This is a genomic window from Bacteroides sp. D2, assembly GCF_025147085.1.
Taxonomy (GTDB): Bacteria; Bacteroidota; Bacteroidia; order Bacteroidales; family Bacteroidaceae; genus Bacteroides.
In genome coordinates, this window is record NZ_CP102261.1 from 1,575,457 (window position 1) to 1,601,341 (window position 25,885).

Consider the following 25,885-nt stretch of genomic DNA (forward strand, 5'->3'; position numbering starts at 1 on the left):
AATACGATTATGAAAACAGTCAATTATATTATGGTAGCGGTTGCCGTGACACTGGGATTCAGCAGCTGTTATGATCTGGATGTGGCTCCGTATGATAAGGTCGCTCAAAATAACTATTGGAAAACGGAAGCCGATGCCAAATCGGGAGTTATGGGGGTATATGCCCAACTGAAGGATTATGGTGCTTATGGCTATATGCCTCTTTTCGACACTTACTCGGATATAGGTCACGGACCGGGCGGACCTGTTGAACAGGGCACATATAACGGTGCGTATGATTTCCTGGTGCAAAATTGGCGGGACACTTATGATGGTGTGCAGCGTGCCAATACCGTTATTAAGAATGTATCGGGTATGTCAATTGACGACCAGGTGAAAAATAACGTCTTGGGAGAAGCTCATTTTCTGCGGGCTTTGTATTATTTCCATTTAGCTGATTTTTTTGGCGGAGTACCTATCTATGATGAGAGTTGGGAAGTCTCCGAATCTTTCAATGAAATGTTGCTGCCTCGTAATTCAAGAGAGGAAGTTTGGAATTTCATTATTAAAGATCTGACTTTTGCTATTGCAAACCTTCCTCTCAAATGGGCGGTCTCCGACTATGGAAGGGCGACAAAGGGAGCGGCTTATGCATTACGTGGAAAAGCATATCTTTATACAAAGAATTGGTCTGAAGCGATTGCCGATTTTGAGGAAATTGTATATAACAAAACCAATCAGTATGGTTATCAATTGTATCCGGATTATCTGACTTTGTTCACTTCGGCAGGACCGGTTCCTAATGATAATGAAACAGTATTTGCCATTCAAAATAAAGGTACTACTGACAATTTGTATGGTATGCCGCTTTGTACTTTGTATGGAACACGCGGCTCTTATGGCGGTGGTCGTGCTACTTGTATGCCGTCGGTAACTTTGGCGGATATGTATGAAGAGAAGGATGGACAGAAGTTTAACTGGAATAATTATATTCCCGGATATAATGAAAGTGATGCTGTGAAGAAAAAAGCGTTTCAGGCAACCTTGAATTCGACCAAACAGAAATTGGAAACAATCCCTGATACCACTTTATTAGGTGAGATTTACAGAGGGAGAGATCCGAGAATGATGCAATCATTGATTGTTCCTTACTCTTATTATAATGGTTATATAGTGGGAACAGGGGCTAAAAAGCAATTGTATGCGATTGCGGCGGGTACTACGGTGGCCAATGGTTTTATTCAGAATGACAGAGGATGGAATGTGTATTTCTACCGGAAGTTTGTTCCGATTGAAGATATGGGTGGTGCCATCACCAATCGTAATCACACTCCTATCAACTTCCCTATCATTCGTTTTGCAGATGTGTTATTGATGCTGGCTGAAGCTTATAATGAAGATAACCAATTGGACGAGGCTGTCGCTGAACTGAATAAGGTAAGAAAAAGACAGTCAACGAATATGCCGGCATTAAATAGTGGACCGGCCTGGTTACAGGTTTCAGATAAAGAGGATATGTTCGAGCGTATTATGCATGAACGGGCCGTGGAACTTGTTGGTGAAGGACACCGTTTCAGTGATTTAAGACGTTGGGGGGTGGCTGCGCAATATCTGAATAATCGTCAGGAGAAAGACTTTACCGGAGAGATTCGCTTTACCCGTAAGTTTACGGAAAGAGATTATCTGTGGCCGATCCCAAGTGAAGAAATTCAGCGGAATCCGGCTCTGAAACCTAATAATCCGGGATGGTAACCTGTCCGTTTTTCGTATGTACTTAGTAAATAAATGGAGGTAAACAATGAAAAGAGAAGCTTTTAAAATGTATCTGAAACCCGGTTTTGAAAAAGAATATCAAAAGCGGCATAGCGAAATATGGCCTGAACTGGTAAAGCTTTTGAAGTCGAACGGAGTGTCCGATTATTCTATATTCTGGGATAAGGAAACGAATGTGTTGTATGCTGTGCAGAAGAATGATGGGGCAGGCTCGCAAGATATGGGCGATAATGAAATCGTGAAAAAATGGTGGGACTATATGGCGGATATCATGGCAGTTAATCCGGATAATTCACCTGTCAGTATTCCATTGGAAGAAGTTTTTTATATGGAATAAGAACATTAACTATTAAACGAAAATAATATGAAATTAGAATATAAACATTCGATCATCCTGACTTTGCTGTTGTTAACACAGATGCTTATGGCGTGTAATGATAACGCGAAGAATACGGAAATAGCTTTAGTTTCAGATGATGCCGTTAGTATTGGATATGGTGGCGGGGAAGAACTGATTAAGTTCATTTGCTATGATAACTGGACAATTTCATCAGATGTGTCGTGGATAACATTTGGGGGGCTGACAGAGGGTAGCGGCAATGCAATTATAAAGATTCATATAGAGAAAAATACATCTGGAGGGGATCGTACGGGAAAGCTCTCTATTACTTGTGGAGGTAACATAAAGATAATAGAAATCAGACAATCTATAAAAACGATTGATATAGAACATAAACATCCTTCTATCCTTTATACCAAAGAGGAATTGTTGAATATAAAACAAATGGTTGAAGGCAACAGTTCGGCAAGTATAACAACGACCTACAACAATCTGATGAAGCGCTGTAACAATGCACTGACTTATACGGCGACTCCTTATACGGGACAAGATCCTACAAAGTTTATTGAAGAGAGTTATGTTCCCGGATCAAACTCCCGCGATCTGGCTTTGGCATACTGGTTTACAGGGGATAAAAAATATGCCCGGAAATCAATTGAAATAATAGAGGCTTGGGCGAAAGCGTGTAAAGACATTAGTTATGTGGCTGATGCGGGCAGTGCGATGTATCTTACCAGAGGTATGTATCCAATGGTTTGTGCTTATGATATGCTGATTTCGGAGAATATCATGAGTGATGAGACAAAGAAGAATATAACAGATTGGTTCCAGGTGCTATATAAGGAAGGGATGATTAGTATCAATTTGTGGGAAGATAACGATTACTTTAATAAGCAATATTACCAGAATCATCTTGTAGCCCATTCAATGGGAATACTGATGCTCGGACTGGTTACAGATGATGATGAATTGGTTCAGTTCGCTATTGATTCTCCTGCAAACCCAAGGGATGTAAAAGAACTGTTAAGCGGCTGTATATTGATGGATGGCGATACTCCGTGCTCAAGAGAAAAAGCAGGTTCGGCTCCTCCTGTGAAGGGGGAAATTTATGATCGTTACCGTCACGACACAGGGCCATTAAAGGGATTGCAATATACGCATCTCACACTCACATTATTGTCTACAACTGCTCGTATGTGCTATAATAACGGGTTGGATTTGTTTGCGTATACAGCTCCGACCGGAGAGAATTTACGTTACTGTTTTGAGTATTACAGTGATTTCTACCGGTCTATGGATTCATGTATAAAGTCAGGATATTATTGTGGTGAAACGGAACGTATGACAAAAGCCGGTGATAATCCGGGTATGTATGAAATGGGGTTGCGATATTATCCGGATAGCGAACCTATCAGGCAATTGATAAACTCGGGTACATTCAACAGAGAGTCGTCATATATGGACTTATTGGGATATACCCGGCTTCTTTCAGCAGAAATTAATGAATAATTCAAAAGCGATAGATTATGAGAAAATATATTTCAGACCATTGGATAAAGTCATTTATGATAATGATAGGCATCGGGCTATTCGGAGTGTCTGCCGGAGTTTTGCAATCATGTGACGATGATGATGAAATACAGAACAAACCGACTCTTTATATCATAACGGAAGATATTGAAGCTCTTAGCACTTATGGGGGAACTATACCGATAGAATTCCTTTGTAATTTGGACTGGCAGGTATCAACAGATGCCGCTTGGATTACTTTGGATGCTAAGGCAGGCAGTCAGAGTGCTACCATAAATGCAAAGGTTACTAAAAATGATGAAGGGGTGGACAGAATGGGTGTGATTAAGATAGTGGCCGGTGAATTGGAAAAAAGATTGAATATTCATCAGAAATATAGAGATACTTCTACGCCACAGTTAAGCATCACTACCAAAAGTCCTATCAAACTGGATTTTGAGGGTGGAAGAAACTCTATATCTTTCGTTTGTAATGTCGGTTGGGAGGCTTCAACCGATGTAGAGTGGATTAGTTTTACCAGCGAAACCGCGGGCTTGGAGGATGGAACCTTGAATTTTGTAGTGGAAAAGAATGGGGGTGATGTGATCCGGGAAGGAAAGGTTACTATTACTGCTCAGGGTATCACTAAAAGTGTAGATATTGTTCAGCAAACTGAAGCAATGGGGGGAGTGAACTTATTGGATACTCCTGAAGAAGATTACAGCTTTGAGAGAATTACTACCAACAAATATTGGCCGGCTCTTGGAGAATGGGGTGGATCGGATAGTCAGGGGATTGGTAAATTCGGAGCAAGTGCCACTGCCGTCCGGGTTGCTGCAAACTCGCCTATATCTCATACCGGATCATCTTATTTATTCGTACGTATGCGTGAGAACGAAACTGCCAATTCTTTAGACTGGTTATGGAGAAAGGTGAAAGGGTTGACTCCAGGCAAGTCTTATACATTTTCCTTCTGGTTCAAGACTCCTTCAGCGGCGGAAATGCCTCAGCCGGGAAATATCAGGCTTGGTGCGGTGATTAATGAAACGGACATACCGACATTATCCAATCCATTGGCTCCGGAAGTTACTTTTGGATTTGTTGCGGCTTCCGATGGCGTTTTAAGCAGTTCTGATGAGCATAAGAAAGTTTCTTATACTTTCACTATGCCTGCTGATAAGACAGATGTATATATTGTTTGGAGAAGAAATGGAAATCAACAGCCGTTCCTTGACGATATGAGTTTGGTAATGAATTAACGGATATGAACGAATCTTGGCCCAGGGGTACAATTTTAATGTAATCCTGGGCCAAACTTTATATGAACAATATGAAAAAGCTTCTAAGTATTTTGATTTTATGCTTCTGTTTTTCATCTTTTATACAGGGAAAGATTAAATTACCTGCTATGATGGGAGATCATATGATACTCCAGCAAAATAGTAGCGTTAAACTGTGGGGATGGGCGGATAATAAGAAAGTTACTGTTACTACCTCCTGGAATAATCAGACTTATCAGGTACTAACGGATAAGAACGGAGCCTGGTTGGTTAAGGTGAATACTCCTGGGGCAAGCTATACTCCTTATTTCATTACAATTAGTGATGGAGAGGAGGTTATCCTTTCAGATATATTGATAGGGGAGGTTTGGATTTGTTCCGGTCAATCTAATATGGATATGCGTATGATGGGAAATACGGGACAGCCTATTGATCGTTCATTGGAGACAATTCTGCATGCTGGTAATTATCGTAACCGTATCCGCTTTATTGCTGTTTCAAGAACGAAAGATGTACAGCAACGAACTGATTTTGAAGGGAGAAAATGGGAGGTATCGGCACCGGAAGCGGTCATGACTTGTAGTGCGGTTGCTTATTTCTTTGCAAAACAAGTCACAGAAGTGCTCGATATTCCGGTAGGGCTGGTTATTAGTAGCTGGGGAGGTTCCCGGATAGAATCATGGATGAATGAGAAAACATTAGCTTCTATTGATGGAGTAGACATAGAGGCTGTCAGAAGTTCGAAATTAAAAATGCATCATCGCTTGGAGTGCATGTACGATACCATGTTGTGGCCTGTGAGGAACTTTACCGCACGTGGTTTCCTTTGGTATCAAGGGGAGTCGAATATCTTCAACTATTACTGTTATGCTCCGATGATGACTGCTATGGTTCAGTTATGGAGAGAGGTTTGGGAAGCACCGGATATGCCTTTTTATTATGTCCAGATTGCTCCTCATAAGTATAAAGATAGTCAGGATACGGATGCAGCTTTATTAAGAGAAGCGCAGACAAAAGCTCTTGAAGCGATACCCAATTCCGGTATGGTTTCTACTACCGACATTGGTGATGAGTTTTGTATTCATCCACCTCAAAAAGACATAGTAGGGCTTCGTTTGGCTACTCTGGCTTTAACTAAAACATATAACATTTGTAGACTTCCACCTACTGGGCCGACGATGACGAAAGTCGATTACTTAGAGGGTAAGGCAATTGTCACTTTTGATAATGCTTCTGCCGGATTAACGCCGGCATTCTGTAACTTGGAAGGATTTGAGATTGCAGGAGCTGATAAGAAATTTTATCCGGCTCAAGCACAAATTGTAGATCGTACACCCACAGTGAGAGTTTGGAGTGAACAAGTCAATCAACCGATAGCTGTGCGGTATGCTTTTCGTAACTATGTAGGAAATGTCTTACTGCGTAATACTTTTGGATTGGCTGCATTTCCTTTTCGGACGGATGCGTGGGATGATGTGAAATAAAGAAGATGTTTTGTATTGGATATACAACTTAATGCTTAGAGTCAGCAATCAATTTCTTTTGTATGCTGTTCCGAAAAGTGATTACTTTCAGAAAATATATTCAGGATAATTGATAATATTTTCTTTATGATAGCCCATAAGAAATAAGTTTGATATTATCCTGAATAATATTATCATAATACAGTTTTTTACTTTCTATTAAACCTTAATACTGCCTTTACCGGGAAATGATCCGAAGGAATATGAGATTCATACTTTCCAGTAGTTTCGTTCTTGGTGCGATAAGTATCTGTTAATACACCGTATTTCTCTACAGTAAAATTGGGGGTTACGAAGATATGGTCAATACGGTTCGGAGTATATGTATTCGGATTCCAGCCTGTACATGTCCCATTAGTCGCATATCTCATTTGAGCTACCTCGTAAGAATCTGATAATATTCCGGATTCATGAAGAACCTGATAACTTTCACTGGTTTGGTCTACATTGAAATCACCTGTCAGTATAACGGGATCTTTGCCGCACATTTCCTTAATTTTGCTAATAACCAGTTTGGCACTTTCTCGGCGGGCTACCACTCCGATATGATCCATGTGCAGATTAAAGAACCAGAATTTGAACTTACCGGTTTTGTCTTTGAATTCTCCCCACGTGCAGATGCGGGTATAAGCAGCATCCCATCCTTTATTTGGCTTTGTAGTGTCTTCCGACAACCAGAAGTTGCCGGACTTGAGTAGCTTGAATTTATCTTTCCGATAGAAAATAGGAGCATATTCTCCTTTTGTCTTGCCGTCATCCCGTCCTACACCTATGTAGTTGTACGCAGGCAGAGCGTTGAGCATGTCTTCCAGTTGATTATGTTTCACTTCCTGTGCTCCAAAAATATCGAAGTCATGGAAAGTGATTAACTGGGTAAGTACCGGGCAGCGTTGTTCCCAGCCATTTCCCGCTTTGGCATCGTTGGGATTACTGTTTCGTACGTTGTAGGAGGCTACATTTAGTTGCTGCGCATTCAGTATTGACACACCACAGAGCGTCAATACAATCAAAAGTTTTCTCATTGTCTTTTTATTGTTAAATGGTTATTTAGTATCTTTTTCTTCTGTTTGTTCGCTTCTGTATTCTTTGGGAGATGTATTGTACAATTTCGCAAACTCCCGGTAGAAATAAGACTTGTTCGAGAAGCCTGATTTATACATAATTTCGGTGACGGTGAGCTTAGTTGTTTTTAGCAGGCTAGCGGCATACTCTAAACGAATGGTACGGACAAACTCGCTTGGTGTTTTTTCAGTCAATTCTTTGAGTTTGCGGTACAATCCTGCTTTACTTACTCCTATAAAGTCTGCAAGAGAATCCGGATTCATGGATTCATCGTCGATATTATCTTCAATGAACTTGATAATCTTGTTCAGTAATAATTCATCCTCTTTGTGCATGGTGATCCCATCCCTTACAATAAGAGAGGAACGGCCGGATTTGAAATACTCTTTCATCAGAGAGTATTTATTAATCATATTCTCTACCGCACTCAACACATGTCTTGGATGGAAAGGTTTAGGGATATACAAATCTGTTCCGTGATTATAGGCATTGATCTGGTCTTCAATAGAGTTTTTGGCAGAAATATGAATAACCGGAATATGCGCTGTCCGTTCATTAGACTTCAATATATCTGTCAGTGTAATGCCATCTAGTTTGGGCATTAATACATCACTGATAATGATGTCCGGTTGCTTTTGTTCTACTTCTTTCAGCGCCTCTTCTCCATCGGCAGCTTCGCGAACCTGATAGTAGGGAAGCAGAATATCTTTCAACAGTTCCCGGATATTCTTTTCGTCTTCTACAATCAGTATGGTAATTTCTTTCTGCTTAGGAATGAAAAGCATTTCACTGATCTCTGTCTCTTCTTCTGTAGGCTGACTTTCTTTTTCGGAATTCATGTGCATAGGAGGCAGGGATACATTGAATTCTACATATTCTCCCAAAGTACTTTCTATAGTGATTTCTCCACCTAATAATTCAGTCAGGCTTTTGGTTAGGTTCAGACCCACTCCGGTACTTCCGGCGTGCTTCAGGTTACTGCTCTCGAAAATCTTAAAGCGACTGAATATTTCGCTCGTTTGCTTTTCAGTCAATCCCTTACCAGAGTTGCGTATACGGAAATGTAATGTTCCGGTAGTGGCATTCTGTCTTATTTCAGCCCGGATATATCCTCCGGACGGTGTATACTTGAAGGCGTTAGATAATAAGTTGAATATAATTTTCTCCAGTGCATTCCGGTCTGTAGTAAAAGACGACACTTCTTTACTTTTGAAACTAAAGTCTATTTTATTCTCTTCAGCAATTTCAGTATAGTTGTCTGACACATAATCAACGAGTAGCTGGATATCTACTTTCTCTGCATAGATAGCCGTATGTCCCGATTCTGCTTTCCGAAACTCCATTAGTTCGTTGATGAGTTTCTGCATCCGGTCGGCATTGTTCTTGATGATGTAGATATACCTTTTCGTATAACTGTCAAGGTCTGCTTTTTCCAGCAGATGCTGTGCCGGACCATATATCAGTGTTAGCGGAGTGAAGAACTCATGTGCCACGTTCGTAAAGAAGTTCAACTTCGATTCATGAATACGTTGTTGATTTTGCTTTTCAATATGTTCTAGTAAAATCTGGCGATTCAGTCGGATACGATTCTTGATGACAGACTGTGTTATATAAATAGCAATAGCAATTAAAATAAAATAGATAATAAAGGAAGTAGTACTTAGCCACCAAGGATAGGCGACATCCAGATGAAGAGAGTAGATCTGATTGCTCCATACACGGTCACCATTGGTACATTTTACTTCCAGTTTATATTTCCCCGGAGGAAGTTTGGTGATGACGATATTGGGGTTGTTTTCGTTGTAAATCCATTCATCGGCGAAGTCAATAATCCGATAACTAAATTCGCAGTTCTCGTTGTTGATAAAGTCGTGTGCTGTGAACCCTAATGTAATGTAAGGTTCGTCATAGTCGAGCCGGAGCGTATGATTAAAAATACGCTCGTAAATGTTTTGGCTGGTATTATTAATTTTTAGACTATTCAAACTTAGAGTAGCAATATGGTCCCGTAAACGTATTTTGTTCTCATCGAAATAATTCAGCCCACTGACTCCTCCGAAATACAACCATCCTGCTTTATCCTTAAAAATCGCTCCATCGGAAAATTCATCATTTTGTAATCCGTTTCTGGAAGAATAGTTAGTAATCTTTCCCGAAGATAGATTAATAAAAGAGATACCTTGATTGGTACTTGCCCAGATATTACCGTTTTCATCTTTCAGAATACCGTGAATCGTATTGTTGGGTAGTCCGTTGTGATCCGTATATTCCATAATAGATGGCGGAATGTCTGCCGGAAATAATCGATTGAGGCCGTAACTGGTGCCTATCCAAATGCTGGCAGAATCTCCTTTGGTCAGATAGAGTATATCATTGTTGGTTAGGGATAAAGTAGAGTCTATCTCATGAATTTGTTGGAAGCATTCGGATGCGATATCGAACTTATTGATTCCGCCACCTCGTGTGCCTAGCCAAAGTTCATTTTCATTATACCCGGCAATGACCGAATAAATGATGTTATTACTTGGTGAGGAAGGTCCGGGAGATTTATATTGTTTCATTTCTGTCACTTTATAACTTTTTCCTTCCCTTTGCAAGGTTAGTTTGATAAGTCCATAGCCGGAAGTGCCCAACCATAATAGTGAGTCGTTATGAGTGAACAGAATGCTGTATACAGCTTTGAAAGTCGGATATTCAGCAGGAATGCTTAACTTCTTTACCTGACTGCTATTAAGTGGAATATAATTGATGCCCGTTCCCTCGGTTCCGATAAATATGTCTCCGGACATATTTTTTCGGATAGTATAGACAGAATTGGAAATCAATCCGTTGCCGATTGACAGATAAGGTTCGACCTGCCGTTCCTGTTTGTCAAGCAGCAGAATTCCTTCTCCTTTGGTTCCCACGAGTATATTACCATTATCTTCTTCGCAAAAACAACGTACGGGATAATCAGTTTTTACGGTGTGGAATGGAGAACTGTGTTCATAGACTTCCAATACTCCTTGCCCGTCGGTGCCTACCCAGAGTATATTCTGCGAACCGATGTAGATGGTGAAAATGGATGCTTTCGCTGGTAATTGAGGTAATTCCATTGAAGCATTATCTTCCAGATTATACCTGATACATCCCCCTTCGATAAAGCTGATGAGAAGATACTCTTTGTGGCAGATAACTTGCGAAACCGTTTTATTTTCTGGAATATCTATGCTATTCAGTATGCGGTTGTCCAAAGAAACAGTTAATGCCCGGTCATCGTTAATGATAAGATAATCTTGAGAAAGATAAATGCCGGAAATGGAAGCAGGTTGTTTGATTTCTTTTTTGAACGAGAGTTCGGGATTAGAGCTATGGACAGATAGTTGATAATGTAATAATTGTCCATGTCCTGTGAGGAAGAATACTTGGTCTTTGGAATCAATAACGAAATTTTTGATGTCATCAGGAAGATTATTCTTCAATGGAACAAAGTCCTGTTTCCGGTCGTCAAAATAGAATAAACCTTGTTCCTTCACATAGCAGATAATGTATTTGCCGGAAGTGATACCCAGCAGGAATGATTTCTCTTGTTTGGGCGGATTGTTCTGCGTACCTAAATAATAAGGAGTAAATTGCTGTGTGGAACGTTTCCACCGGTTGACACCATAGTCGGTAGATACCCACAAGACAGAGTCATTTTGCTCGATAATTTGCCAGATTACATTATTACTGATAGATCCTGCATTTTTTTTATTATAAGAATAGGTTTTAAAGCTACGTCCGTTGTAGGCATTCAGCCCGTCCCATGTTCCTACCCAGAGAGTATGTTCCGAATCTTCCAGAAAACAATTCACTGAATTATTGGATAACCCGTCTGCATTCGAAATCTGTTTCACTACATTCTGGGAATGTAATAAAACAGGCATCAGGCATGAATAAATAAGGATGCAGATGTAGCGGAAATATGAGTGTTTTCGTAGAATCATGTCGCAAAGATAGAGAGGAAAAATAAGAAAACAAAGATAAAAATATGCTGTACAACACCTGTATACCCTTTTGAGAATATAGTACACCTTTTACGTTGTTGTGCAGGGTAGCTTTGTCACCAGAAATAAAAAAAAACACATATTTAATAATCTGAAAATGGATATTGCAAAACGATTTCATCAAAACCCATTGTTGAAACCCTCCGACTTACAACCAGGAATAGAAGGTATGGAAATCACCTGTTTCCTGAATCCCGGCGTGTTCCGTTTCGACGGAAAAATTTGGTTATTACTGCGAGTGGCCGAACGGCCTGTGCAGAAACAGGGAGTTATTAGTTTTCCCGTATATAATAAAGATGGAAAAATAGAAGTGCTCTCTTTCGATGAGAATGACCCGAAACTGGATGCTTCTGATCCTCGTGTGATAGGATATGCAGGGCAGAATTATCTGACTACCATGTCTTATCTCCGACTGGTGTCGAGTGAAGACGGAATTCACTTCAAGGAAGAGCCGGATTATCCTCCTATTTTTGGTAAAGGAGCATTAGAGGCTTTTGGCATTGAAGATTGCCGGGTGGCCACTACTGCCGATGGTTATTATCTTACGTTTACGGAAGTCTCTTCTGTAGCTGTTGGTGTAGGGCTGATTCATACTTATGACTGGAAAAACTATACTCGTTATGGCATGATTTTCCCTCCTCATAATAAAGATTGCGCGCTGTTTGAAGAGAAAGTGAACGGAAAATATCTTGCACTGCATCGTCCGAGTAGCCCAGAGTTGGGTGGCAACTATATTTGGCTTGCCGAATCACTCGACCGACTGCATTGGGGCAACCACTGTTGCATTGCAACTACCCGTCCTGATAGTTGGGACTGTGCCCGCGTGGGTGCAGGAGCGGCACCTATTTGTACAGAGGAAGGGTGGTTGGAAATTTATCATGGTGCGGACTATCAAAACCGTTATTGTCTGGGAGCTCTTCTACTTGATTTAAATGATCCTTCAAAGGTAATTGCCCGAAGTAAAGAACCTATCATGGAGCCTGTTGCTCCTTACGAACAAACCGGATTTTTCGGGAATGTAGTTTTCACCAACGGACATTTGGTAGAGGGAGATAAGATAAGGCTTTATTATGGTGCCAGTGATGAAGTAATCTGTGGGGCGGAGTTGTCTATTGCAGAGATTCTCCGTTCATTAAAGTCGTAATATAAATAAGATGGATAATGAATAAACTAAAAAGAGAGTATCAGTTCTTCAAACAGCAAACTTCTAATGTACGGGTCTTGCTGATGACTAATCTTCTTTATGCGCTGGTGCTTCCTGTAGTTGAGATTTTCGTGGGCGCTTATGTGATGCGCCATACCAGTGAACCGGTTTCGGTGGCTTTTTATCAGCTTTTCATGTACATTGGCATCATTACTACCTCATTTGTGAATGGTTTCTTGTTACGACATGTGAGTGTGAAGATGCTGTATGCAGGAGGGATATTAGTTAGTGGATTGTCGATGTTTGCCATGATGTTGGTAAAGTCATTAGGCTTTGTGGAATTGGGTATAGCCGGATTTGTACTTGGAGCTGCATCGGGCTTCTTCTGGACTAATCGCTATCTGCTGACTCTGAATAACACGACAGATGATAGTCGTAACTACTTCTTCGGGCTGGAGTCTTTTTTCTTTTCCATTACTTCGATTACTGTACCTTTATTGATTGGAGCATTTATCAGTCAGATAGATGGCAGGGAAATAATGGGATGCCTGATTGATATTAATGGAGCCTATCGGTTGGTGACGGTTGGAGTAATCATAGTGACTTTGTTTGCTGTAGCCGTTTTATGGCGTGGTAAGTTCGCCAATCCGGTGCAGAAGAATTTTCTGTATTTCCGGTTTTGTACACTTTGGAAAAAAATGTTGTTGCTGGCTTCCCTGAAAGGAATGGTACAGGGATTTTTGGTGACCGCTCCTGCTATTCTGGTTCTGAAGTTAGTAGGTGATGAAGGCGTATTGGGGCTAATACAGGGAATCAGTGGTACACTGACAGCTGTTTTGGTTTATGTATTGGGACGAATAACCAAACCTGAAGACCGGTCGAAGGTATTTATAGCCGGGCTACTTGTCTTTTTTATCGGTACTCTGTTCAACGGAATCTTGTTTTCAGCCACCGGAGTGATTATCTTTGTCCTCTGTAAGGTGATCTTTCAGCCATTGTTTGACTTGCCTTATTACCCTATTATGATGCAAACTATCGATGCAGTAGTAAAAATCGAAAAAAGAAATGAATATACCTATATTTTAAGCCATGAGTTCGGACTATTTCTGGGACGTGCTTTCGGACTAATACTTTTTATGGTACTCGCATTTGTCATATCACAGGATTTTGCATTGAAGTATGCATTGATCCTGGTGGGAGCTTTGCAGTTGATTGCCTATCCATTAGCCCGGAACATCATCAGACAGAATCAAGCTATTCGCTAATATTTCAAAATCGTTAAATCGTCGTTGCAAACGAATGAATTATTATGTTGTACAGCACCTATATACCCTTTTGAGAATATAGTACACTCAATTTTTGTGGAGCGAGGGTAGTTTTGCTGACAGAAAAACAAGGAACGACTGATTCGGAAAAACTAAAAAATGACGTATGATAAAACTAAAAGCTGTAATCTATTTAATTAGTATGATGACACTTGCCGGATGCTCGGGTCAGAAGCAAACATCTGCTGTTGTTGAAGAGCAGAACGAACATTGGATAATAGGTCCTTTCGTTCGTCCGGAAGGAGTGAATCCGGTGATTTCTCCACAACCGACTACTTTTCAATGCCCGATGCGCAAGCAGTTGGTAAAATGGGAGGAGAGTGATACTTTCAATCCGGCAGCCACCGTTAAAGATGGAAAGATTGTAGTACTCTATCGGGCAGAAGATAATTCAGCGCAAGGTATAGGAAAGAGAACATCCCGCATTGGCTATGCAGAAAGTACGGATGGAGTGACGATGAAACAATCGGATGCCCCTGTATTATTCCCTTCCGAAGACGATTATAAAGAAATAGAATGGGAAGGAGGTTGCGAAGACCCGCGTGTGGCAATGACGGAGGATGGATTATATGTAATGCTCTATACAGCTTGGAATCGTCATCTCCCCCGTCTGGCAGTTGCTACTTCCACCGACCTGAAGAACTGGACAAAGCATGGACTTGCTTTTGCAAAAGCGTATAACGGACGTTTTGCCAATATAGCGAGCAAATCTGCTTCTATTGTTACCGGGGTGAAGGATGGAAAACTTGTCATTGAGAAAGTGAATGGCAAATATTTTATGTATTGGGGGGAAAATGCCGTATGTGCAGCAACTTCCGACAACCTGACAGATTGGACACCGGTATTGAACGAGAATAATGAATTGAGAGAAATTGCCAAACCCCGCAGCGGCTATTTTGATAGTCGTTTGACAGAGTGTGGTCCTCCTGCCATAAAAACAACAGATGGTATTGTCCTACTGTATAATGGTAAGAACGGATATAAAGAAGAAAGAGATTCGGAATATCCAGCTGGAGCTTATTGTGCAGGGCAGTTTTTGTTCGATGCCGATGATCCTTATCAAGTACTGGGTCGTTTGGATAAACCATTCTTTGTGCCTGAGGCTGCTTTTGAGAAGAGTGGTCAATATAAAGACGGAACAGTATTTATAGAAGGATTGGCTTACTTCAAAAATAAACTATATCTCTATTATGGCTGCGCTGATTCGCAGGTTGCAGTAGCGATATGTGATAATAATATGGATTTAAAACTCAAAACACATAACTAATTTAATCTATGAAACATGGTTGTAAAATGAACACGGTTGTCTCAAAGTCGTTCAATGACCGGCTGAAGATAGCCACTGTTTCAGCTTTAATGGCAGGGACGTTCTTGTGTCTACCTTTCACGGTATATGCAGAAAATCCTTTGATATCAGATGTTGAACAGACGGTACGGAATATCTCGGTAAAGGGTGTGGTGGTTGATGCCAATGGAGAACCTGTTATCGGAGCTTCGGTACAGTTGAAGGGGAGTACCGGTATAGGAACGATTACTGATTTGGATGGTAAGTTCACTTTGTCAGTTCCGGCTAACGGAGTGTTGCAAATATCCTATATCGGATATAAAACGGCTGAAGTGAAAGTAAACGGACAAGCCGGATTGAAAGTAACTTTGCAGGAAGATACGGAAACGTTGGATGAAGTGGTAGTAGTAGGTTATGGTATTCAGAAGAAAGCTTCTGTGACTGGATCGGTAGCTGCCATCTCTTCAGATAAGTTGATGGAGGTAAAAGCTCCTAGTGTGACAAATATGCTTGCCGGACGTTTGCCGGGGCTGCGTGCCGTGCAACGTAGTGGTAGTCCTGGCGATGACGGAGCTTCTGTTGATATTCGCGGATATGGAAGTATGTTGGTGATTGTGGATGGTATCGAGCGTGATTATGCCCAACTAGACCCGAATGACATCGAATCAATTTCCATACTGAAGGATGCCGCCGCAGCTGTTTACGGTTTTAAAGGTTCTAATGGAGTTTTATTGGTGACTACTAAAAAAGGAACGGAGCAAAAGGCAAAGATAGAATATAATGGTTACGTAGGTTTTCAGAAAGTGACCCGCTATCCGGAAATGATGAATGCCTATGAGTATGCTTCACTTTACAATGAAGCGATTCATAATGCGAATCCGTGGCGCGGAGCTTCTGCTTACTCGCAGGAGCAGCTGGAAGCTTACCGGAATGGTACGGCAGGTACGGATTGGTGGAATGAAACCATGCGTAGCTCAGCTCCTCAAACTTCACATAACTTGAGCATGACGGGAGGTACGGAGAAGGTGAAATATTATATGTCTATCGGATATATGGATCAGGGCGGCATCATCCGTTCGGGCGACTGGAACTACCAACGTTACAATGTCCGTTCAAACCTAAGTGTAGAAGTTGCTAAAGGGGTGAACGTAGAGTTGCGTTTGAGCGGACGGTTTGATAACCGCAAGAAGCCTTATAACGGCGATAATCTGTTCCGTTCGGCACAAATGGCAATCCCGACTTATTCCATGTATGCCAATGATAATCCGGATTATTGGGGAGCGGTAGGTGATATGGCTAATCCTGTACATGTATCCAGTTCGGATGACAGCGGATATGAAGATCGTCTGCGTCGTGAATTTAACAGCTCATTGGCTATTACCTGGAAACTTCCCTGGGTGAAAGGACTGATGGCAAAAGCATTGGTTGCTTATGATTATACAAATAAGGAATGGAAAACATGGAGGAAAGATTTGTCGGAATATACTTATGATTATGCCAATGAAGAGTATATAGAGAAGGTGATTAATACCGCACATCTGGAATCGAAACTGGAAAATTATGATAAACCGACTTATCAGTTCTCAATGAACTATAATAATACGTTTGCCAAGAAGCACAATATTGGTGCTATGCTGGTATGGGAAATGTATAATGACAAAAGAAGTTGGGTGACCGGAACACGTGATTTTGCTATCGGACTCATTCCTGACTTGGATTATGGAGATAAAACCAATCAGGAAGCCTTCGGTAAAACACAGGAAACGGCACATGCCGGTCTGGTGGGGCGTTTGAATTATGATTTTTCCAATCGCTATCTTGTTGAGTTCAATTTCCGCTACGATGGAACCTATAAATTCCGTGAAGGTAACCGTTGGGGATTTTTTCCAGGTGTGTCTTTAGGGTGGCGTGTTTCCGAAGAGGCCTTTTTCAAGAAACTGTTGCCTGATATGGACAACCTGAAAATCCGTGCTTCGTATGCCAAAGTGGGAGATGAAGGAGACTTCGACGCTTTTCAATATCTGGATGGATATACATCTCATGGGAGCTATATTATGGGCAGCAACGGAGTGACTTCCGGTATGACTACGGTAGGTATGGCCAATCCGTGGCTGACCTGGTATGAATCAAAGATTATGAATATTGGCTTTGAAGCCTCTTATCATAGAGGATTGATTTCCGTAGAATTCGATTGGTTCCGTAGAAACCGTTCGGGACTTCCTGCTACTCGTGTAGGATCATTACCTACTATTTTCGGAGAATCAATGCCGCAGGAGAATCTGAATTCTGATATTAATACGGGATTTGAGATTGTAGTTGGACATAAGAACCGGATTGGTAACTTCAATTATAATGTGTCGGCTAATTTCTCTACTACCCGGATTAAGTATGATTATGTAGAGAGAGCTGCTTCTACCAATATGTATGATGATTGGCGTAATAACACGAACGGTCGTTATAAAGATATTCGTTGGGGAAAGAAAGTTATTGGACAGTTCTCCAGTTTCGAGGAAATCTTGAATTCACCGGTTCAGGATAAAGACGGTAACCGTTCATTAATGCCAGGTGATCTGAAATTTGAAGACTATAATGGGGATGGCATTATTGATGATAACGATACGCAGCCACTCGGACATGGTGCTACTCCACGTATGTATTATGGATTGAATATGTCCGGAGAATATAAAGGATTCGACCTGACGGTATTCTTTCAGGGGGCAGCAGGTCATGATATTTATGTCAGTGGGGATATTCTGGACCCATTTATCCAGCAGGGTTTGGGTAATGGACTGGCCATCATGACCGACCGTTGGCATCGGGAAGACCCGACCGATCCTTATAGTAAGTGGATTTCCGGGTATATGCCTGCCGCTCGTGTAGCGGGTGTTGCGGATAATCGTTCTGGTAATTCATGGTCACTGCACAATGCAAGTTATCTGCGTCTGAAAACATTGGAGCTAGGGTACACACTACCTAAAGCATTGACGAAGAAAGCAGCTATTGACCGTGTGCGTTTTTACATCAACTGCAACAATCTGCTGACTTTCACTAATCGTGATGGATTGATGAAGAATGTTGACCCGGAAAGCAACTCTAGCGGAGTGCGCTATTACCCGCAAATGAAGACATATAACTTTGGTGTGAATGTAACCTTCTAAAATCTATAAAGACAATGAATAGAAATTATTTGAAATATATATGGATAGCCGGAGTATCTATCCTCGGATTGACGGGATGTGATGATTACCTGAATCGTGAAAGTACCAGTGGGGTTAACACTCCGGATCTAATTTGGCAGAATCCGAAAGCAATTACAGCCGTTTTGGCGGATATGTATGATTCCGGATTAAAGCTGGATGAGTTTGATGATTGGTATGGAAGCAAGAAAGCGAATTTGGCGAATCAGACCAGTCTTTCGGATGAGGCTACGGCCAGTTATCAGAAAGAGAGTGCATTTGATAAATCAAATTCTACTTATTCTTATGGCGATTATGTATTTAATGACGATATGGTGACTCGTTATAAACAGATCCGTATCGTAAATAACTTCCTGCTGAATATCGAAAAGACTTCAGTGCTGAGTGAGGATGAAAAAGAAGAGATTGGAGCAGAAGCTCGCTTTATCCGTGCAATGCAGTATTTTGGGTTGGTGAAACGTTACGGAGGTGTGCCTTTGCAAACTATTCCTCAAGAATACACCGCCGGAAATACGCAAGCGCTGTATCAGGCTCGTGATACGGAAGCAGCTACGTATGATTTTATAATCAAAGAGTGTAAAGCCATCTATGGATCATTGCCGGAAGTGCGCAACAGCGATGCCAAATATCGGGCCAATCGTGGGGCGGTATTGGCTTTGTGGTCTCGTGCAGCATTGTATGCCGGTACTATTGCCAAATACTCTAAAACACTTACCTTGACGGGGGAAGCCGTTTCCAAAGGCTATGTTTATATTCCAGAGACAGAAGCAGAGCGTTACTTTGACGAATGTTATACAGCTTCATCAAAGATTTTGGATGAGATGGTTCCTCGTGTATATAGCTTGTACAAGTCGACAAGTACGGATCCGGAAGAGCTGGCACAGAACTTTTATAATCTTTTTTCTAAGACAGTGAACGGAGATAATGGAGAGTATATTTTTCAGAAACAGTATAATGTAGCTGCCGGAAAAGGGCATATGTGGGATAAACTGAACGTTCCTTTCTCATATCGTGGTGATGGTTGGGGATGTGGTATGTCTCCGGTTCTGGAAATGGTTGAGGAATTTGAATATATCGACGGTACAGAAGGTAAACTAAAAATGAAGGATAGCGGTGGAAAGGCGATTAGCTACGACAGTTCGTATGACATCTTTAAAAATAAAGATCCTCGTTTATTAGGTTCCGTTTACTTGCCTGGCGCTGATTATAAAGGATATGGCGGTGGTAAAATAGAGTGGATGCGCGGAGTAATCAACGGACAGGATGGAATAGGAACCAAATATGAAGCTTCCGCTCAACCGGATAAGGAGAATAAGGTAGTTATCGACGGACAGACTTACAATACTTCCGGGAAAGACGGTGGTTCATTAAGTGTAGGTGACGCCAGCAAAACAGGTTTCTATCAGCGTAAGTTTTTGGACGAAAGTCTGACGGATTATACGGATATTGATGCAAAACGTTCTTCTACTCCTTGGGTTGTGTTCCGTCTGGCAGAAATCTACCTGAATCGTGCAGAGGCTTGTATGGAGTTGAATCAGCATTTGGATGTGGCTTTGAAAGATATCAATGAGATCCGTGGCAGGGCAGGTATCAAGCTGTTGACTGCCGGCGATCTGACTCTTGACAAGGTTCGCCATGAACGAAAAGTGGAACTTGCTTTTGAGAAGCATCGTTACTGGGATTTGAAACGTTGGCGTCTGGCCCATTTGGATGTCAGCAAAGGTGGCTTGACTAATTTCCGTGGTACAGCTCTTTGTCCATATTACAATGTCAAGAGTGGAAAATACACATTTGAAACTGGGGTACCTGAAAAGAGAAAACGTCTTTTCCTCGAAAAGAACTATTATACGGTTTTCCGTGCGGAAGATTTGAGTACAAATCCGTTGATGACGCAGAATCCGGGTTACGGCAACTGATATGTTCAATTATAAGTTAAAGAAAAACCGATATGAATAAAATAATAAATATAGGATTGACTGCATTATTCGCCTGCTTCATGGTAGCATGCGAAAATGACATCGACAATTATGATGCGCCGAATGGCGGTGTGCATGGCACTATTTATGACAAGGAAACGAATGAGCCGATTCCCATGCCTGTGCCGGGAAGTAGTGGGGTGATGATGAGTTTGTATGAGCAGAACACCGGAGCTACTGCTTCGGTCGATTTCCGGGCCCGGCAGGATGGGACATTTGAGCATACCAAAGTATTTAATGGTAATTACCGCATTCAGGCAAAGGACGGCCCTTTTGTTGGAGTGTGTGAGGGATATGTCACCGTGAACGGACAAACGCAGGTTGACTTATATACCATTCCATTTTCGCGTATTAGTCTTGATGTTACTGTATCCGCAGATAATAAACTGACACTTACCTACGATGCAAAGACATCGAACGAAACATTGCAACTGACAGATGTTTCCGTTATCTGGAATTATGCTCCGGGAGTAGACGTGAACAATGCTAATCATGCTACTCTTTCTTCATTGGGAACAAAGGCCAGTGGTACGCATGTCATTGACTTGATGAGTGATACCGAATTTATTGAGAATCACTATAAGATTGTTTCCAATAAGAATCGGGTATACGTGCGTGTTGCGGCTACGGTAACGGCGGAAAGCAAACCGTATGTGAACTATAGCCGGGTGGTGGAAGTAACTGTGAATGATATCAGATAAGGTAAACGATAAAAAAGAATGTAACAATGAAACATAAATTCTATTTATTACTGGTACTGTTGATAAACGGTTTGTTTATCGGCTGCAGTTCGGATGATGATGGTGTAACTCCTCCTGACGATAAGGATGGAGTACTGGTAAAAGTCATGTCCTACAATATATACAGCGGCCAGAAAGTTTATTCTGGAAAGAAAGGAATGGAGGCTATTGCTCAAGTGATTAAAAAGATAAATCCGGATCTGGCTGGTTTACAGGAGTTTGAAACGAAAACCAATAAGGTGGAGAATGCGGATATTATTGCTTTGATGAAGGAGGTGACGGGAATGCAATATGCTTTCTTCGTTAAAACCCGTGATGTGGATGGTGGAGAATACGGTAATCTGATTCTCTCAAAATATCCGATAAGCGACGAGGTGAATTATGATTTACCGAGAATAGAGACCGTGGAAGATGTTTATCCACGCTCTATGGGAGTCGTGAAAACAGAAAAAGAGGGGAAGAACTTCTATTTCGGAGTAACTCATTTGTCTCATGTCGGTAATGAAACCAACCGTATCAATCAGACTTCAACTATTCTGGAAAAAACGAAGGGGATGGATGCCCCGATGATATTGACCGGCGACTTTAATGCGTTGGCTGATTCGGGTCCGATGAAGATATTGTATGAGCGTTTTGATATTGGTTGCCTGAACGGGAACTATGGATTGACGACCGGAACTCCCGTTCCGGTAAAGGCTATTGACTTCGTGTTGTATACCCCGGATAAAGGAATGGCTCCGAAGGCTTATGATGTGTATTATGATGCTTATGTAGAATCAGACCATTTTCCGGTAGTAGCTACATTCAGTATAAACGATTAATCTAAAAAGATAGAAACATGAAAACATTGATTCATCATTTGAAACGATTTTCTATATATACACTATTGCTTGGGGCAGTAGGTTTTGCTGGTTGCGAAGATGAGAATCGGCAGGATATGACGCCTGAAATCGGAGAAGGTGAAGTTACTCCTAAGATTACGATGTATACTCCGACGGCAGGTGGAAAGTCTACTAGCCTGACTTTATATGGTACTCATTTTGGTACGGACTTGGATAATATCCGAGTGACGGTCAACGGAGTAGATGCAGAGGTGACAGGTGCTTTGGGGAATATTATTACTGCCAATGTGCAGAGAGGTTCTGGCTCCGGTCCGGTGAAAATATATATCGGTCAGGGGGAAAACATTCAGGAACTGACTTATAAAACGGAATTCGAATATTCTCAGTCTCCTATTGTAAGCTCGTATATCGGCAGCTATGTTCCTGCTGCCAAAACAGAGAAAAAAGAGGGTTCCTTGATGGAAGCAGTCCTTTGGAAACCGGGTTCTATAGCCTTTGATAAGGAAGGCACTTTGTATATTGTGGAAGACGATGACCGTGATATTCGTATTGCGAAAGATAATCAAGTAGCTACTTTTCTTCGTGGGGACGCAACGGGTGGAGTTGCATTTAGAATGATGAATATCGCTTTCTCACTGGATGGCAACACTTTGTTCTTGTCTAATGATGCGAATGGCTCTGGAAGCGCACATATTGCCACTATGTCATGGAGTAATGATGCGCATCAGTATGATACTGGAAGTCTTGCTGCAATATGGTCGATAACTTCGTCTTTAGGTAACGGTGTTACCAATGTGGGCGTACATCCTGTTACGGGAGAAGTTTTTTCCGTAGCTCATGGAAATGCCATGATTTACAAATATGATCCGGAACAGAATACGATGGTGACTACCGGACAACAACTTCCCGATGCGGACGGAAAGAATGCATCGAAAGTGAAGATCCGTTGTATCCTTTTCGATAAGGCAGGAACTACAGTGTATATGAGTTCACAGGAGAAGGATGTGATTTATAAAGGGGATTATGATATGGTGACCGGATTATTTTCTAATCTTCATATTTGGATTGGACAGTATGATAAAACAGGCTTTGTAGAAGGGCAAGGAAACGATGCCAGACTTGAGGAGCCTTGTCAGATGGATTTGGATGAAGAAGGTAATATTTATGTGGCAGTCCGTAAAAAGCATCGTATCGCGAAAATTACACCTGATGGAGTAGTGACAAGTTATACAGGTACAGGTACTTCCGGTACTACGGATGGGCCATTGGATAAGGCACAATTCAATCATCCGGAAGGACTGCAATTCGGGCTCGACGGTGCATTGTATGTTTCAGATTATTGGAATCATAAGATTCGCAAGATAGAAAAGGATTAATAGGGTATTAGGTAAAAAAGATTGTTTTGAAGGATAACATTCACTCACTAATTGACGATATATGAATTTCAGAATATGCATTTTGTTATTTCTGGTATGCTGTCTGTTGTCCCCTGTGATGGCGCAGAGAGACAAAAATAAGCAGAAAGAAGTTACAGTAAAAGCGATGACTTACAATACTTACAGTGGGCGCAAACAAGGTATTGATAAAATAGCCGAGGTTATAAAACTGGAAGATCCCGACATTGTTTCACTTCAGGAAATAGAAAGAAATACAGAGATTAATCCCTGGGATACTCCTGAAAGATTATCGGTACTGACAGGCATGAAGTATTATTATTTTGCCCACGCACTTGATATTCCTACCGGAGGAGACTATGGAAATGTAATTCTTTCCAAGTTTCCGATTTCGGAAGAGAAAAGCTTTAAATTGAGTGTATTGAAGGAAAACGACTACGTTCGTTCGTTTGGTTATGTAAAAGTGATGAAAGAGGGCAAAGAATTTTATTTTGCTACGACACATCTGGACCATGAGTACGAAGATGCTGCCCGTCTGAAACAGATTGATGAGATTCTTGCTTGTATGGAACAACTGGACAAACCAATCATCCTCGGTGGGGATTTGAACTCCCGTCGTGGTTCTGCTACCATGGCTGTTTTTCAAAAGTATTTCACAGTAAACTGTTTGAGTGATGCTGCTCCGTGGACGGTGCCCGTTCCAAGTCCGACTTATACCTGCGACTGGCTGATTTATGCTCCGAATGAAGCCTTTACAGTAAAGGCGTACAATGTTTGTTATTGGGCAGATAAAGAATCGGATCATTATCCGGTAGTGGCTACTTATCTTATCAAATAAGATTAACCTTCCAGTTGAGGTTGTTTCCAATGGAAAGAAGATCGTGCTGGTGGCTTACACGAATATTTGTCTAAAAGGACTATTTTAGATTAACGAGTAGTTAAGCACCATTAAAGCACTTCGACGGTTTTTTCCTGCTGTATCTTTGCATCGTGATCACAAAACAACATTTTTATGAAATAATTTAAAACTTAAAATTATGGGATTACGGTATGCAGTAAAAGAAAGGGTCTTTAATTTCGATGAAACCAAAACTAAGAAGTATGTTGCTGCTCCGGTGAGTGACGGAGTGATTGATTTTTCGAAATTGTGTAAAAATGTATCATTGATTTGTAGCACTCATTGTGGTCAGGTTAAATTAGTCTTAGATGGTCTGCTTGATTCATTGGAAGGATATATGGATGAGGGAAAAACGGTGAAGTTAGGTGAGTTCGGTACACTTCGTCCTACTTTTAACGCTAAAAGTGGTATAGAAGCTAAGGATGTCGATAGTAGCAATATCATAGTGAGAGAAATAGTTTTTACTCCGGGAACCCAGTTAAAAACGATGTTGAATAAGATGAGTATCTCAAAATATGTACCATTGGATGTTGTGGCAACAAGTGGCAGTAATAGTGGCTCTGATCCTGGCAATGGCGAAAATCCGGGCGGCAATCAAGGGGAAGCTCCCGATCCGGCAGCTTAATTGAAAGAGTGGCTGTTATAATATTAAATAATAGAGGAGAACAAATGTCTTCCTCTATTATTTTTTATTGCTTTCTTTTGCTTTTTAGATATGCCCGTATTCGAATTCAGGGATCTCTCCTTTAGCTGATAATTTGGCAAAATCAATCAGGTTGGACAAGTGGCGAAGTACCAGTTCTTTCATCCCGTCCTTGTCTTTATCTTTTATCTTTTGCAACATTTCTCTATGTTCTGCATGAACTGTTTTTTGTGGAACAGCGCAGACTTTATATTTTTGATAATATTTTAATATATCAGGAGTAATGATAAGCAAGAGTGAACTAATTACCGGGTTGTGTCCACCTTGTGCAATTGCTTGATGAAACGCAAAATCTTTCTCAACACGAAGCTCTGTGTCAAACTTTTCTTCCAATTCGATAAGTGTTTTTTCAATATTCTCCAAATCCTCTTTTGTACGGTTTGATGCACACAGCTTGCAGACCTCGATCTCTAACAGAACGCGTACATATACCAAACTGGAAAAGTCATATTTGCTTATCTTTAAAGCATCGGTAATCATGGTATCCAATTGATCTTTGGAGAACTCGGAAACCACTGTTCCACTTTGAGGATATGTTTTTACAATACCATACAACTCCATCTTTTGCAAAGCTTCACGAACATGGGAACGGCTAACCTTCAGCAGTTCCGATAATTTCCGTTCAGACGGTAGACGTTCACCAGGCAGAATTTGACGTTCTGCGATTTGTTTTTTTATGTGCTCGATGACAAGTTTAACTGGTTGCGAATTTACTTCGTCCTTCATAAGATATAAAAATTTTAAAAGGTTTTCTTTCTTAATTCGGGTGTAAAAGTACGAATATTATCTTTCAAAGTAAAGCTTTACAGCAAAAATATTCTTTTCCCTTTTTATAAAGAGGTACGAATAAAGTACTGTTTATTAGATGTTCATTTAGTATTGTTAATAAA

The 25,885-nt window shown here is 41.1% G+C and carries 18 protein-coding genes; 15 read left to right on the top strand and 3 right to left on the bottom strand.

The window, feature by feature from the left end; translation table 11 throughout:
• Positions 1 to 9: 9 nt before the first annotated feature.
• The 5 genes from NQ505_RS05440 (at position 10) to NQ505_RS05460 (ending at position 6,365) form a co-directional block, all read left to right on the top strand.
• The gene (locus NQ505_RS05440) at positions 10 to 1,731 is read left to right on the top strand and encodes a RagB/SusD family nutrient uptake outer membrane protein (protein ID WP_009001262.1); all 1,722 of its coding nucleotides are present in this window, start codon (positions 10 to 12) and stop codon (positions 1,729 to 1,731) included.
• A 46-nt stretch (positions 1,732 to 1,777) separates the two neighbouring features.
• Entirely contained in the window at positions 1,778 to 2,089 is a 312-nt protein-coding gene (gene rhaM / locus NQ505_RS05445) for an L-rhamnose mutarotase (RefSeq protein ID WP_009001261.1), read from the top strand.
• A 27-nt stretch (positions 2,090 to 2,116) separates the two neighbouring features.
• A complete protein-coding gene (locus NQ505_RS05450) occupies positions 2,117 to 3,601 on the top strand; it encodes an alginate lyase family protein (RefSeq protein ID WP_009001260.1) in 1,485 nt (494 codons plus the stop codon).
• A gap of 17 nt (positions 3,602 to 3,618) precedes the next feature.
• Positions 3,619 to 4,860, top strand: a complete 1,242-nt coding sequence (locus tag NQ505_RS05455) for a BACON domain-containing protein (RefSeq protein ID WP_032854058.1) — start codon at positions 3,619 to 3,621, stop codon at positions 4,858 to 4,860.
• A 71-nt stretch (positions 4,861 to 4,931) separates the two neighbouring features.
• On the top strand, positions 4,932 to 6,365 hold the full coding sequence (locus NQ505_RS05460; protein WP_032854056.1) for a sialate O-acetylesterase: 1,434 nt from the start codon (positions 4,932 to 4,934) through the stop codon (positions 6,363 to 6,365).
• Positions 6,366 to 6,553: 188 nt separating this feature from the next.
• Here NQ505_RS05460 and NQ505_RS05465 read toward each other — a convergent pair whose 3' ends face one another.
• Complete coding sequence (locus tag NQ505_RS05465) at positions 6,554 to 7,426, bottom strand: endonuclease/exonuclease/phosphatase family protein (protein ID WP_009001257.1); 873 nt, start codon at positions 7,424 to 7,426, stop codon at positions 6,554 to 6,556.
• 21 nt (positions 7,427 to 7,447) lie between these two features.
• Positions 7,448 to 11,431: a hybrid sensor histidine kinase/response regulator transcription factor gene (locus NQ505_RS05470; RefSeq protein WP_009001256.1), complete on the bottom strand. Its 3,984-nt coding sequence runs from the start codon at positions 11,429 to 11,431 to the stop codon at positions 7,448 to 7,450.
• Between the two features lie 157 nt (positions 11,432 to 11,588).
• On the opposite strand from NQ505_RS05470, the gene NQ505_RS05475 reads away from it, so the two are divergent.
• The 10 genes from NQ505_RS05475 (at position 11,589) to NQ505_RS05520 (ending at position 24,917) form a co-directional block, all read left to right on the top strand.
• Positions 11,589 to 12,635, top strand: coding sequence for a glycoside hydrolase family 130 protein (locus tag NQ505_RS05475; protein ID WP_009001255.1), 1,047 nt, complete (start codon positions 11,589 to 11,591; stop codon positions 12,633 to 12,635).
• 17 nt (positions 12,636 to 12,652) lie between these two features.
• Positions 12,653 to 13,900 carry an MFS transporter gene (locus NQ505_RS05480; RefSeq protein WP_009001254.1) on the top strand — a complete coding sequence of 416 codons (1,248 nt, stop codon included), beginning with the start codon at positions 12,653 to 12,655 and terminating at the stop codon, positions 13,898 to 13,900.
• A 166-nt stretch (positions 13,901 to 14,066) separates the two neighbouring features.
• Complete coding sequence (locus NQ505_RS05485) at positions 14,067 to 15,227, top strand: glycoside hydrolase family 130 protein (RefSeq protein WP_009001253.1); 1,161 nt, start codon at positions 14,067 to 14,069, stop codon at positions 15,225 to 15,227.
• An 8-nt stretch (positions 15,228 to 15,235) separates the two neighbouring features.
• Positions 15,236 to 18,403 carry a SusC/RagA family TonB-linked outer membrane protein gene (locus tag NQ505_RS05490; RefSeq protein WP_009001252.1) on the top strand — a complete coding sequence of 1,056 codons (3,168 nt, stop codon included), beginning with the start codon at positions 15,236 to 15,238 and terminating at the stop codon, positions 18,401 to 18,403.
• A 14-nt stretch (positions 18,404 to 18,417) separates the two neighbouring features.
• Positions 18,418 to 20,358 carry a RagB/SusD family nutrient uptake outer membrane protein gene (locus NQ505_RS05495; protein ID WP_009001251.1) on the top strand — a complete coding sequence of 647 codons (1,941 nt, stop codon included), beginning with the start codon at positions 18,418 to 18,420 and terminating at the stop codon, positions 20,356 to 20,358.
• Positions 20,359 to 20,390: 32 nt separating this feature from the next.
• Positions 20,391 to 21,119, top strand: a complete 729-nt coding sequence (locus NQ505_RS05500; RefSeq protein WP_009001250.1) for a DUF3823 domain-containing protein — start codon at positions 20,391 to 20,393, stop codon at positions 21,117 to 21,119.
• Positions 21,120 to 21,145: 26 nt separating this feature from the next.
• Positions 21,146 to 21,979 carry an endonuclease/exonuclease/phosphatase family protein gene (locus tag NQ505_RS05505; protein WP_009001249.1) on the top strand — a complete coding sequence of 278 codons (834 nt, stop codon included), beginning with the start codon at positions 21,146 to 21,148 and terminating at the stop codon, positions 21,977 to 21,979.
• Positions 21,980 to 21,996: 17 nt separating this feature from the next.
• A complete protein-coding gene (locus tag NQ505_RS05510; RefSeq protein WP_009001248.1) occupies positions 21,997 to 23,376 on the top strand; it encodes an SMP-30/gluconolactonase/LRE family protein in 1,380 nt (459 codons plus the stop codon).
• A 61-nt stretch (positions 23,377 to 23,437) separates the two neighbouring features.
• A complete protein-coding gene (locus NQ505_RS05515; protein WP_009001247.1) occupies positions 23,438 to 24,232 on the top strand; it encodes an endonuclease/exonuclease/phosphatase family protein in 795 nt (264 codons plus the stop codon).
• 199 nt (positions 24,233 to 24,431) lie between these two features.
• Positions 24,432 to 24,917: an HU family DNA-binding protein gene (locus NQ505_RS05520; RefSeq protein ID WP_009001246.1), complete on the top strand. Its 486-nt coding sequence runs from the start codon at positions 24,432 to 24,434 to the stop codon at positions 24,915 to 24,917.
• Between the two features lie 84 nt (positions 24,918 to 25,001).
• Here NQ505_RS05520 and NQ505_RS05525 read toward each other — a convergent pair whose 3' ends face one another.
• Positions 25,002 to 25,721, bottom strand: coding sequence for a FadR/GntR family transcriptional regulator (locus tag NQ505_RS05525; protein WP_009001245.1), 720 nt, complete (start codon positions 25,719 to 25,721; stop codon positions 25,002 to 25,004).
• Between the last annotated feature and the right edge of the window lie 164 nt (positions 25,722 to 25,885).